The organism is Streptomyces sp. SCL15-4 (genome assembly GCF_033366695.1).
In the GTDB taxonomy this organism is placed as follows: Bacteria; Actinomycetota; Actinomycetes; order Streptomycetales; family Streptomycetaceae; genus Streptomyces.
In genome coordinates, this window is the sequence record NZ_JAOBTQ010000001.1 from 4,586,266 (window position 1) to 4,598,453 (window position 12,188).

Below are 12,188 nucleotides of genomic sequence, written 5' to 3' on the forward strand. Positions count from 1 at the left end.
GTTCTTCGCGGCTTCTGCGGGGCCGCCCGGAGGCGGTGGGCTCAGGTTCGCCGTTCCGTGTGTCCGGTGGGTCGGTCCAGGGCGTCCACCAGTTCTCGGTCGCGGGGCTGGGTCAGGCGGGCCCGGGCGGCGGACGGGGTGAGCCAGAGGATGCGGTCCACCTCGTGGTTCGGGAGGAAGTGGCCGGAAACCGCCTCGGCGGCCCAGTACCGCACCCGCTTGAGGCGGCCGTCGGCCGCGTAGCAGACGGAGGGCAGCTCACCACCGGGCTCGGCGGTGTACCCGGTCTCCTCCGCGACCTCGCGCAGCGCCCCGGCGAGCGGGTCCTCGCCCCGCTTCAGCTTGCCCTTGGGATGGGACCAGTCGTCGTACTTGGGCCGGTGCACCAGGCAGATCTCCAGGGCGCCGGTGAACGGTGAGCGGCGCCACAGGACGCAGCCGGCCGCCTGGACCACGGTGCCGGCCATGCCGTCTCCCGCCGGATCAGGGCGCATGCACGGCCTGCTTCTGCCAGGCCTGCTGGAAGGCGAACCGGGCCGCCTCCACCTCGTGCCGCTGGTCGGCGTGGAGCACGCCGAGGGCGTAGGCGGTGGCCGGGGTGATCCGGGGCGTACGGGCCGCCTGGGCCGCCGCCGCTGCCGCCTCCGAGGCGTCCCGGTGCCGGTTCAGCGCCTGCCCGGCCGTCAGCAGCCGTACGTCCAGCGGCGCGTTGCCGCCGTGCAGCACCTCGCGGGCGTACCGGTACAGCCGCAGCAGCAGCCGGACCTGGTGCCAGGGGCCGTCCTGGGGGTGCGGGGACGGCTCCGGGGACAGGCCGTGGACCAGGGCCTCCGCGTTGTAGGGGTGGCCGGCGGTGACCAGGGGCAGCGCGGCGACGGCGTCCGTGAGGCGTTCCTCGGCGGCGGCGGCCAGCGGGCCCAGCCCGGTGCCGGGCGCGGCCGGGGTGAGCGGGACCTCGCTGGCGAGGACGGCGACCTTGTCGGCCACCGCGTGGAAGCGGGAGGAGCCGAGGGCCTGGAGCGCCGTGGAGTGGGCGCGGGTGCGGGCCAGGGTGAGCTGGCGTTCGAGCAGGGCGCCGGCCTTGGCGGCGCCGACGGTGAGGGTGCCGCGCTCCGGCGGTGCCGTGGCGTACGCCGGCCCGCCGGGGTGCGCCGCCTTGCCGGAGAGGGACCGGCCGCCCACCGCCATCGCGTCGACCGCCGGCACGGGCAGCGCCGTCACACCGGAGAGTCGGTGCAGCGCCAGCAACAGCCGCTCCAGCCGGGCCTGGTAGGCGTGCTCCAGGCCCAGGGTGCCGGACAGCCACGCCAGTTCGGGCCGGATCTCCTCCGACCAGCCGGGGTCCAGGAGCGGGCGGAAGGTGTGCAGGCTGCCGCTGATGCGGCGGGCCGAACGGCGCAGGGCGCGCGCCGCGTCGACGGAGTCCTCCGCGCCGTCGCCCGCCACGCCCGTACCCGCGCGCACCCCGGCGCTCCCGCCGTTGCCGCCGGTCTCCCGGTGCAGGCGCAGGGCGCGGAGGAACTCCGTGGCCTGGGCGCGCAGGTAGTGCGCGAGTGCGTCTCCCGTCGCCTCCTCGGCCGTGGGGTCCGTCTGGTCAAGGTGTCGCTGTGCCACGCCGGCGCCTCCGGGCGTCTATGAGCATCTCCTGGACGTTGCGCAGGGGTCCGCCGTCCCCGTCGTTCGCGTGCCGCGTCCACTCGCCGTCCGGGCCGAGGCGCCAGGAGGCGGTGGTGTCGGACATGCCGGTGTCCAGCAGCCGGTTGAGGGCTGCGCGGTGGCCGGGGTCGACGACCCGGACCAGGGCCTCTATCCGGCGGTCGAGGTTGCGGTGCATCATGTCGGCGCTGCCGATCCACATCTCGGGTTCGCCGCCGTTGCCGAAGGCGAACACCCGGGAGTGTTCCAGGAAGCGGCCGAGGATGGAGCGGACCCTGATGTTCTCCGACAGGCCGGTGACGCCGGGGCGTATCGCGCAGATGCCGCGCACCCACACGTCCACCGGCACGCCCGCCTGGGACGCGCGGTAGAGGGCGTCGATGAGCGCCTCGTCCACGATCGAGTTGACCTTGATCCGGACGAACGCCGGCCGGCCCGCGCGGTGGTGCTGGATCTCCTTGTGGACGCGGGAGACCAGGCCGTCGCGCAGCTTCTTGGGTGCCACCAGCAGACGGCGGTAGGTCTCCCGGCGGGAGTAGCCGGACAGCCGGTTGAACAGGTCGGAGAGGTCCGCGCCGACCTGCGGGTCGGCGGTGAGCAGGCCGAGGTCCTCGTAGAGGCGGGCCGTCTTCGGGTGGTAGTTGCCGGTGCCGACGTGGCTGTAGCGGCGCAGGGTCTCGCCCTCCTGGCGCACCACCAGCGACAGCTTGCAGTGGGTCTTCAGCCCGACCAGGCCGTAGACGACGTGACAGCCGGACTCCTCCAGCTTGCGCGCCCACTTGATGTTGGCGTGCTCGTCGAAGCGGGCCTTGATCTCGACCAGGACGAGGACCTGCTTGCCGGACTCGGCGGCGTCGATGAGCGCGTCGACTATGGGGGAGTCGCCGGAGGTCCGGTACAGGGTCTGCTTGATCGCGAGGACGTCCGGGTCGGCGGCGGCCTGCTCCAGGAAGGCCTGCACGGAGGTGGAGAAACTGTCGTAGGGGTGGTGCAGGAGCACGTCGCGGGCGCGCAGGGCGGCGAAGATGTCGGGCGGCGACGCCGACTCGACCTCGGCGAGGTCGCGGTGGGTGCCGGCGATGAACTTCCGGTACTTCAGCTCCGGCCGGTCCAGCGAGTGGATGCGGAACAGGCCGGTGAGGTCCAGCGGGCCGGGCAGCGGGTACACCTCGGCCTCGGAGATCTTCAGCTCGCGCACCAGCAGGTCCAGCACCTCGCGGTCGATGGACTCCTCGACCTCCAGGCGCACCGGCGGGCCGAAGCGGCGCCGCATGAGTTCCTTCTCCAGGGCCTGGAGCAGGTTCTCGGTGTCGTCCTCCTCGACCTCCAGATCCTCGTTGCGGGTGATCCGGAAGGCGTGGTGCTCCAGGATCTCCATGCCCGGGAACAGCTCTTCGAGGTGGTTGGGGGCGGCGATGACGTCCTCGATGGGGACGTAGCGGCCCGGCGAGGCCTCCAGGAAGCGGGAGAGCAGCGGGGGCACCTTCACCCGGGCGAAGTGCTTGTGGCCGCTGACCGGGTTGCGCACGACGACGGCCAGGTTCAGCGAGAGGCCGGAGATGTACGGGAAGGGGTGCGCGGGGTCGACGGCCAGCGGGGTGAGGACGGGGAAGATCTGATTCCGGAACAGGGTGAACAGGCGGGCCTGTTCCTTCTCGGTCAGCTCCGTCCAGCGGACCAGGTGGATGCCCTCCTCGGCGAGCGCGGGGGCGACGTCCTCGTGGTAGCAGGCGGCGTGCCGGGCCATCAGCTCGCGGGAGCGGGCCCAGATCATCTCCAGCACCTCGCGCGGCTGGAGGCCGGAGGCGGAGCGGGTGGCGACGCCGGTGGCGATGCGGCGCTTGAGGCCGGCCACCCGGACCATGAAGAACTCGTCCAGGTTGCTGGCGAAGATGGCGAGGAAGTTCGCGCGTTCCAGCAGCGGGGTGTCCGGGTCCTCGGCCAGTTCCAGGACCCGCTCGTTGAAGGCGAGCCAGCTGCGCTCGCGGTCGAGGAAACGTCCCTGGGGCAGGGGGGCGCCGTCGGCCGGGGTCTCCTCGTACGCGTCGAGGTCCGCGTCGAGGTCGGGTGCCAGACCGGAGACAGCGGGGGACACGGCGTGCTGCCGGTGCGCGGCGATGGAGCCCACGGGGGGCTGCTGCGTGTGCGGGGCCTCGGCCTGGGCGTCTTGCTGACTCATGAACCCATTCTTCCCCGCTGCGGCTGACACGGGCGCGTCGGAACGCGCGGGCGGGAGCCACACGGTTCCGCTCTCCGCGGCGGGCCCCTCGGGGGGCGGCGGAGGCTCTGGCACGACGGGCGTCATTGGCCGAGCGTCGCAAGCCCGGCTGAATCAATGGTTACGGCGACATGACGTGTGGGATAGCGGGGAGCGGCCCGAAGGGGTTCCGGCCGAGGTCGGACGGCTGCCTTCGGGGCGGTGGCCGGGGAGGGGCCGGGCGGGCGGCGGGGCGGTGATCCGGGAGGAGGCCGGGCGGGCGGCGGTGCGGTGCGGCGGGCGCGGTCCGGGTGGCGGCGGTGCGGCGGGCCTGCCGTGGCCCACGGCCGCGACGGGCGCGTACGCCGTCCGGTGCTCCGGGTGGGCTCCGGTCCGCCGTTCCTCGGTCCCGGGTCGGGTGGCGGTGCGGTGGGCGGGTGTGGGTTCGGCGGGCCTGCCGTAAGCCGCGGGTCCGGTGGGCGCGTACGCCGCCCGGTGCTTCGAGTGGGCTCCGGTCCGCCGTTCCTCGGTCTCGGGTCGGGTGGCGGTGTGGTGGGCGCGGGTGTGGGTTCGGCGGGCCTGCCGTAAGCCGCGGGTCCGGTGGGCGCGTACGCCGTCCGGTGCTCCGGGTGGGCCCGTGCCCTCGCTCCTGGATGCGGCCTCGGTCCGTCGCTCCTCGGGTCCGGCCTCGGCCCCTCGCTCCTCGGCGCGGTCGGTTCCCGCCGGCCGGGCCGTCGTGCCCCGGCGGGCGCGGGCCGGGGCCCGTCTGCTCTGCTGGACGGTCCGCGCGGGGCGGGAGACGAGGTCGGGAAACCGGTCGCGGCCGGCGTGAACCGTTCGGCGGGGCCGGTCCGATGAGGAGACGTGAGCGAGACGAGAAGCGACGCGGAGCTGCTGCGGGCCATCGCGGCGGACCGCGACCGGCACGCCTTCGAGGAGCTGTTCCGGCGGTACGCGCCCTGGCTGACCGCACGGCTGCGCGGGCGCTGCGCCGACGCCGGGGTCGTGGACGACATCGTCCAGGAGACCTTCCTCGCGATCTGGCGGGGCAAGGCGCGCTACCGAGAGGAGGGCGAGGTGGCCGGCTGGCTGTGGCGCATCGGCTCCCGCCGGCTCGTGGACGCCCAGCGCGGCGACGGGGCCCGCGGTCGGCTGCGGCAGGCGCTGGCCCGGCTGCGCCACCGGGACGAGGCGTCCGCCGAGGACCGGGTGCTGGCGGGCGTGGAGCACGGGGACCTGGCGGGCGCGCTCGTCCGGCTCTCCCCGGAGCTGCGGGCGGTGCTCCAGGCGACGGTCGTCGACGGGCTGACCACCCGGGAGGCGGCCGTCCTGCTCGGGATTCCGCCCGGCACGGTCAAGACGCGGGCGATGCGGGCCCGCAAGCAACTGCGGGAGGCACTGGCATGACGGACCGAGGACCGGCGGAGGTGTCGGCATGAGCTGGCACGTCGCCGAGGAGGACCTGCGGGCCTACGCCCGAGGAGAGCTGGAACCACCGCTGCTGTGGTCCGCCGACACGCATCTGGCCGGATGCGCCGAGTGCCGGTCGGTGCTGGCCGCGGCCTGGGACGGCGAGGCGCTGGACGAGGCCTGGGCGCGGCTGGACGCCGAGCTGGACGCGCCCCGGCCCCGCCCGTTCGAGCGGCTGCTGCTGCGGCTCGGCGTGGCCGGCCACACCGCGCGGCTGCTGGCCGCGACCCCCGTGCTGCGCCGCTCGTGGCTGACGGCCGTGACGCTGGTGCTGGCGATGTCCGTGCTGACCGCCCGGGCCGGCCACTCGGCCATCCCGTTCCTGGCCCTCACCCCGCTGCTGCCGCTCGCCGGGGTCGCCCTGTCGTACGGGCCCGTGGCCGACCCGACGTACGAGATGACGGTCGTCTCGCCGCTGCACGGCTTCCGCCTGCTGATGATCCGTACCGTCGCCGTGCTGGCCGCCGCCCTCGCCCTGACCGCTCTGGCGGGCCTCGCCCTGCCCGGGTTCGGGCTGAGCGCGTTCGCCTGGCTGCTGCCCGCGCTGGCGCTCACCGCGACCGGTCTCGCGCTGACCCCCCGGCTCGGTCCGGTCGCCGCGCCCGCCGTGGCCGGTGGCGGCTGGGTCGTGCTGCTGCTCCTCGCCGAGGCGGCCCGGGACGGCGGCGACCGGGTGCTCGCACCGTTCACCGCCGCCGGGCAGGGCGCGGCCGCCGCGGTCGCCGCCCTCGCCGCCGGCCTCCTCTTCGTCACCCGCGACCGCTTCGACCAGTCCACCGGAGGCGCCCGATGAACCCCCTGTCCGCCCCCTCCCGCAGGAGCCCCGCATGACCACCACCGTCTCCGCCTGCGGACTGACCCTCCGCTACGGCGGCACCCGCGCCCTGGACGAGGTGTCGGTGCGCCTCGGTCCGGGCGTGACCGGGCTCCTCGGCCCGAACGGCGCCGGGAAGACCACGCTGCTGCGGGTGCTGGCCACCGCCGTGCCCGCCGACCAGGGGGCCTTCACGGTGCTCGGGCACGACCCGGCGACCGCGCGGGGCCGGCAGGAGCTGCGCCGGAACCTGGGCTATCTGCCGCAGACCCCGGGCTTCCATCCCGACTTCACGCCCTTCGAGTTCGTGGACTACGTCGCGATCCTCAAGGAGCTGACCGACCGCGCCGCCCGGCACCGGGAGGTGCGCCGCGTCCTCGCCGAGGCCGACCTCGCCGACGTGCGCGGCAAGCGGATCAAGAAGCTGTCCGGCGGCATGCGGCAGCGCGTCGCACTGGCCGCCGCCCTCGTCGGTGACCCCGGCTTCCTGGTGCTGGACGAGCCGACCGTCGGTCTCGACCCGGAGCAGCGCATGCGCTTCCGCGAGGTGATCGCCCGCGCCGGAGAGGACCGTACGGTGCTGCTGTCCACGCACCAGACCGAGGACGTGGCGATGCTCTGCAACCGGGTCCTGGTGATGGCGGGCGGCCGGATCCGGTTCGCCGGCACCCCGGCCGAGCTGACCGCGCGGGCCGCCGGCCGGGTGTGGAGCAGCGGCGGACGCGATCCCGGCGCGAAGGCGGGCTGGCGCACGGGTACGGGCACCTTCCGCAACGTGGGCGATCCGCCTCCCGGCGCCGAACTGCTCGAACCCACCCTGGAGGACGGCTACGTGCTCACCCTCGACGGCGAGCCGGCGGAGGCGACCGCATGACCGCGTCCGTACGGGAGAAGGAGGCGCAGGCCGCCCCGGCCGCGCCCGGCACCCCCACGGCGGCCGTGCTCGCGCTCGCCCTCTTCGAGGCCCGCAGGCTGCTGCTGCGCATGCCCGTCCTGCTCGCTCTCGCCGGATACACGGCCTGGCTCGTGTGGCACAACCTCCAGCCCTGGGACGAGTTCCCGGTGCTCCAGGACGCCGACCGCGCCACCCAGGGCGGCCCGCTGTTCGTCGCCCTGGCCGCGCTGCTGTGCGCCGACCACGCCGTGCTGCGCTCCCGCCGCCGGGACACCGAGCGCCACTTCGGGGTGCTGGCGCTGTCCCGGGGGCAGCGCACGGCGGCGCACGCGCTGTCCGTCGTACCGCTCGCGCTGCTGGTCGCCGTCGGAGTGACCGCCCAGTTCACCTGGGAGGCGGTCAAGCCCGGCGCGGTGGGCCACGGTTCGCCGGCCGAGCTGCTGGCCGGGCCGCTGACGGTGCTGCTGTTCGGGGCGCTCGGCGTGCTGCTGGCCCGGCTGGTGCCGTCGGCCGTCGCCGCGCCGCTGCTGATCGTGGTGTTCTTCCTGATGTTCGTCGGGGCCGCGTTCCCGTTCGGCGGCGAGACCGGGGCCGCCTGGTTCGCGCCGGTGGTCGGCACGGCCAACAGCACCCCCTTCCCGTCCGGCCTGCTGGGCCGGCCCGCCGCCTGGCACGCCCTCTACCTCGCCGGGCTCGCCCTGACGGCCGCGCTGCTCGCCGTCCTGCTCTCCGGCGCCCGCGGCCGGACCGTCCGGGCGGCCGTCGCCGCCGCGCTGGCCGTGACCGTGCTGGGCGGCGCCGCGCAGACCCGCGAGGTCCCACAGGCGACGGAGGCGGCCCGGCAGCGGGCCTCGCTCACCCCGGAGAAGGAGCAGACCTGCGTACGGCGGGGCGCCACGGAGTACTGCGCGTTCCCCGAGTGGGCGCCGCGGACCGCCGACTGGGAGCGGGTCGTGCGCGGGGTGCGGTCCCTCGCGGGCGGGCCCGCGCAGGGCCGGCCGCTGCTGGTCCGGCAGCGGCTGGAGGCCCGTTACGGCCTCTCCGGCGACGCGGCGCTCCCGCCGTCCGCCGCTTCGGGCCGGGTGAGTGTGGGCACCGCCTGGGGCGGCAACCGGATTCCGGAGTTCTCCACGGCCGTGGCCGCCGTGCTGGTCGCGGGTGACGAGAAGGCGGCGGCCGATCTGTGCGACGGCCGGATGGTGACCGTCATGTGGCTGTCCCTCGCCTGGCAGGACGACCCGGAGTCGCAGCTCCGGCACGTCCGCCTCGACGACAGCCTCAGCGGTGAGGCGGTCGTCCTCTCCCCGACCGACCCGCTCACCATGACGGCCGGTCAGACCGAGGTCGTACGCGCCCTGCTGCGCCGGCCGCTGCCCTCGGTCGTCGGCCGGGTCAAGGCGCACTGGGCCGAGCTGACCGCACCGGAGGTCACCACCGCCCGCGTGGCCGAACTGCTCGGCGTGGGCGCCGAGGCGGGGCCGGACCGGTGCGGGGCGTGATCCGGGCGCTGGCCGTCCCGGTCTGGCGGACGCTGCCGTGGCGGACCCTCGGCGCGGCCGGGACGGCCGGCCTGCTGATCCCCGGCCTGCCCCGGCTGTGCGGCGCCGAGCCGGCCGACTGGATCACCCTGCTGATGCTGCGCGCCGCCGCCCTCGTCCTCGCGCTCGGCCTGGCCTTCCTGCTGGACGACCCGGCACGGCACGGCACCGCACCGGTGCCGACCGGGCGGGCGGCGCGGACCGCGCTGCGAGTGGTGCTGGTGGCGCCGGCCGCCGCGCTGTGGTGGACGGCGGTGCTCTTCCTGGTGCCCGGCGCGCACCGGCCGCCGGCCGGGGACGTCACCCTGGAGGCCGGGGCCGCCTGCGCGCTGGCGCTGGCCCTGGCCGCGCTCGCCGTGCGCCACTCGGACGACCCGCGGCCGGGATGGCCGGCGGCCATCACCCTGCTGGTCACCGCCCTGCTCGCCCCGCTGCTGCTGCCGGCCGACTGGCCCCTGTTCGTGCCGCCCGGGGACCCGCGCTGGGACACGGCCCACGACCACTGGGCCTGGCTGCTGGCGGCGGTGGGCACGGTGGGGCTGCTGACCCTCCACGAGCCGCTACGACGGCCCTTTCGCCGCCGGTCACCAGGGCCCCGGCGCACCGGTCGACGCGCGCGGGGCTCTCGGCACCTGGGCTGAACCGTCCCTCACGTCTCCGTGCGGTACATCAGGTCCGTCTCGTGGACCGTGAAGCCCAGCCGCTCGTACACCGCCACCGCCGCCGTGTTGTCGGCGTCGACGTAGAGCATCGCGGTCGGCAGCTGCTGGGCGGCCAGGTGGCGCAGCCCGATCGTGGTGAGCGCCTTGCCGAGGCCGCCGCCCTGCTCGCCGGGCCGCACCCCGAGGACGTACACCTCGCCGAGGCCCTCCTCCGCGTGCGTCTTGGTCCAGTGGAAGCCGATCAGCTCGCCGCGCCGCTCGGCGAGGAAGAACCCGGCCGGGTCGAACCACGGCTCGGCCTTGCGGTCGTCCAGGTCCCGCTGGGTCAGCGAGCCCTGTTCCGGGTGGTGGGCGAAGGCGGCGGCGTTCACCGCGAGCCAGGCCGCGTCGTCCTTGCCCGGCACGAACGCGCGCACGCTCACGCCCTCCGGCAGCACCGGCTCGGACAGCTCCAGACCGGTCAACGGCCGCCGCATCTGGCGCAGTTCCCGGAACAGGTTCAGGCCCAGCACCTGGGCCAGGTGCCGGGCGGCGGGGTGTCCGCCGTGCGCCCACACCCGCAGCCGCTTGCCGGAGGCGGCGAGCAGGGCCGAGCCGAGCGCCCGGCCGTGCCCGTGCCCGCGCTGTCCGGGGTGCACGACCAGCTCGGCGGCCGGCGGCTCCACCGGGTCGGTGTCCTCCAGCTGGGCGTAGCCGACGAGTTCGCCGTCGACCGTCAGCAGCAGATGCGAGACGCCCTCGCGGGAGCCGCCGCGCAGGTGCAGCCGGCCCTGCTCGGACACCGGCTGCTGCCCGTCGGCCCCGGCGGCCTCGCCGAGCAGGCGCAGCACGGCCTCGCCCTGGTCCGGGGTGAGCGCGGAGAGGGTCTCGATGGAGCGGGCGGGAAAGCCCCGTACGGTGTCGTCGCTGCTCATGCGTACGAGAGTACGGGGCGCCCGGGGTGAAGTCCCGGCACACCGGCGGCAGACGCACCGGGCGGGAGCGGCGCGGAAGGGAAACCAGGATGTGACCTGAATCCCCTGTCGCGCTACGCGCGTTGACTTTAGGCTGCGCCGAGCACCACAGCCGACCCACAGGGGGGTTCCGCATGCCATCCGTACCCCGGCGCACCAGACGCCGCACCTACGCCTTCCTCGCCGCCACGGCCGGTCTCGCCACGGCGGCGGCGCTGGCCACCGCGCTCCCGGCGGACGCGCACGAGGACCGCCACCCCCACCGTCCGGGCCGCTACCAGGACGTCCAGCTGCTGTCCTTCAACGACCTGCACGGCAACCTGGAGCCGCCGTCCGGTTCCTCCGGCCGGGTCACCGAGCTGCAGCCGGACGGCACGACGAAGACGATCGACGCGGGCGGGGTGGAGTACCTCGCGACCCACCTCCGGAACGCCCGCAAGGGCCACCCGTACTCGGTGACGGCGGCCGGCGGCGACCTGGTCGGCGCCTCGCCGCTGCTGTCGGGCCTGTTCCACGACGAGCCCACCGTCGAGGCGCTGAACAAGCTGGACCTGGACGTCACCTCGGTCGGCAACCACGAGTTCGACGAGGGCGCGCGGGAACTGGCCCGCCTCCAGAACGGCGGCTGCCACCCGAAGGACGGCTGCTACACGGACAAGGAGTTCCAGGGCGCCGACTTCCCGTACCTGGCCGCGAACGTCCAGGACGAGACGACCGGCAGGCCGATCCTCAAGCCGTACTGGGTGTGGAAGAAGAACGGCGTCAGGATCGGCTTCATCGGGGTCACGCTGGAAGGCACTCCGGGCATCGTCTCCGCCGAGGGCGTCAAGGGCCTCGCCTTCAAGGACGAGACCGAGACCATCAACAAGTACGCCAAGGTGCTCCAGCGCCAGGGCGTGCAGTCGATCGTGGCCCTGATCCACGAGGGCGGTTTCCCGGCCTCCGGCTCCTACAACTACGACTGCGACTCCCCGGGCGCGGGCGACGGCATCTCCGGTCCCATCGTGGACATCGCCAAGAACGTGACCCCGGCGGTGGACGCGCTGGTCACCGGCCACACCCACCAGGCGTACGTCTGCACGGTCCCGGACCCGTCGGGCCGGCCCCGCATGGTCACCTCGGCGTCCTCCTTCGGCCGCCTCTACACCGACACCACGCTCACGTACGACCGCCGGACGGGCGACATCGTGCGTACGGCGGTGAACTCGGCCAACCACGTGGTCACCCGGGACGTCCCCAAGGCGGCGGACATCACCGGCCTGATCGGCAAGTGGAACGCCCTGGCCGCGCCCATCGGCAACCGGCCCATCGGCTACATCTCCGGCGACATCGGCAACACCGGCACCGAGTCCCCGATGGGCGACCTGGTCGCCGACGCGCAGCTCGCCCACGGCCGTGAGCTGGACCCGAAGACCAGCCTGGCGCTGATGAACCCCGGCGGCGTCCGGGCCGGCCTCACCTACGCGGCCAAGGGCGCGGAGGGCGACGGCGTGGTCACCTACGCCGAGGGCTTCACGGTCCAGCCGTTCGCCAACACGGTCAACCTCGTGGACCTCTCCGGCGCGCAGCTGATCCAGGCCCTCAAGGAGCAGGTCAGCGGCGTCAACGAGGCGGCCCCGAAGATCCTCCAGCCCTCGGCCGGCCTCACCTACACCCTGGACCTCACCAAGTCCGGCGCGGACCGCGTGGTCACCGGCTCCATCCGCCTGAACGGCGCGCCCGTCGACCCGGCGGCCACCTACCGCGTCGCCATGAACGCCTTCCTCGCGGGCGGCGGCGACGGCTTCCCGAGCCTGGGCCAGGGCAAGAACACCGTGGTCGGCTCGGACGACCTGGCGGCCCTGGAGAAGTACCTGACGGCGAACTCGTCGCCGTCGTCGCCGATCGCACCTCCGGCGGCGAACCGCGTCACGATCGTCAAGTAGGCCCTGTCTCCACCCCTCTGGCCTTGTCCACAGCTGTGGACAAGGCCAGAGGGCCGACGGGGTGGTTGTCGGCGTCGT

The 12,188-nt window shown here is 74.7% G+C and carries 10 protein-coding genes; 6 read left to right on the top strand and 4 right to left on the bottom strand.

The genetic code is table 11. The annotated features are described in order from the left end of the window. Window positions 1-41 precede the first annotated feature (41 nt). From SCK26_RS20185 to SCK26_RS20195, 3 genes are read right to left on the bottom strand one after another with little or no spacing between them, the layout of a single operon-like run. Window positions 42-494, bottom strand: a complete 453-nt coding sequence (locus SCK26_RS20185) for an NUDIX hydrolase (protein ID WP_412080763.1) — start codon at window positions 492-494, stop codon at window positions 42-44. Beyond that, window positions 484-1,614 carry a CHAD domain-containing protein gene (locus tag SCK26_RS20190; RefSeq protein WP_318202695.1) on the bottom strand — a complete coding sequence of 377 codons (1,131 nt, stop codon included), beginning with the start codon at window positions 1,612-1,614 and terminating at the stop codon, window positions 484-486. Before SCK26_RS20190 ends, SCK26_RS20185 begins: the two co-directional genes overlap by 11 nt. Continuing rightward, entirely contained in the window at window positions 1,595-3,961 is a 2,367-nt protein-coding gene (locus SCK26_RS20195) for an RNA degradosome polyphosphate kinase (RefSeq protein WP_412080764.1), read from the bottom strand. The genes SCK26_RS20190 and SCK26_RS20195 overlap by 20 nt, the downstream gene beginning before the upstream one ends. A gap of 756 nt (window positions 3,962-4,717) precedes the next feature. Here SCK26_RS20195 and SCK26_RS20200 point away from each other — a divergent pair. From SCK26_RS20200 to SCK26_RS20220, 5 genes are read left to right on the top strand one after another with little or no spacing between them, the layout of a single operon-like run. Continuing rightward, complete coding sequence (locus SCK26_RS20200) at window positions 4,718-5,260, top strand: RNA polymerase sigma factor (RefSeq protein ID WP_318202697.1); 543 nt, start codon at window positions 4,718-4,720, stop codon at window positions 5,258-5,260. A gap of 28 nt (window positions 5,261-5,288) precedes the next feature. After that, entirely contained in the window at window positions 5,289-6,116 is an 828-nt protein-coding gene (locus SCK26_RS20205; RefSeq protein WP_318202698.1) for a zf-HC2 domain-containing protein, read from the top strand. A gap of 34 nt (window positions 6,117-6,150) precedes the next feature. Continuing rightward, complete coding sequence (locus tag SCK26_RS20210; RefSeq protein WP_318202699.1) at window positions 6,151-7,011, top strand: ABC transporter ATP-binding protein; 861 nt, start codon at window positions 6,151-6,153, stop codon at window positions 7,009-7,011. Further along, the gene (locus SCK26_RS20215; protein ID WP_318202700.1) at window positions 7,008-8,531 is read left to right on the top strand and encodes an ABC transporter permease; all 1,524 of its coding nucleotides are present in this window, start codon (window positions 7,008-7,010) and stop codon (window positions 8,529-8,531) included. The genes SCK26_RS20210 and SCK26_RS20215 overlap by 4 nt, the downstream gene beginning before the upstream one ends. Beyond that, the gene (locus SCK26_RS20220; RefSeq protein WP_412080765.1) at window positions 8,519-9,211 is read left to right on the top strand and encodes an ABC transporter; all 693 of its coding nucleotides are present in this window, start codon (window positions 8,519-8,521) and stop codon (window positions 9,209-9,211) included. Before SCK26_RS20215 ends, SCK26_RS20220 begins: the two co-directional genes overlap by 13 nt. Before the next feature lie 8 nt (window positions 9,212-9,219). Here the strand turns inward: SCK26_RS20220 and mshD are convergent, their stop codons facing one another. Then, window positions 9,220-10,146 carry a mycothiol synthase gene (gene mshD / locus SCK26_RS20225; protein WP_318202702.1) on the bottom strand — a complete coding sequence of 309 codons (927 nt, stop codon included), beginning with the start codon at window positions 10,144-10,146 and terminating at the stop codon, window positions 9,220-9,222. A gap of 173 nt (window positions 10,147-10,319) precedes the next feature. Here mshD and SCK26_RS20230 point away from each other — a divergent pair, with 173 nt between their 5' ends. Then, a complete protein-coding gene (locus SCK26_RS20230) occupies window positions 10,320-12,110 on the top strand; it encodes a bifunctional metallophosphatase/5'-nucleotidase (protein ID WP_318202703.1) in 1,791 nt (596 codons plus the stop codon). Window positions 12,111-12,188: the final 78 nt, after the last annotated feature.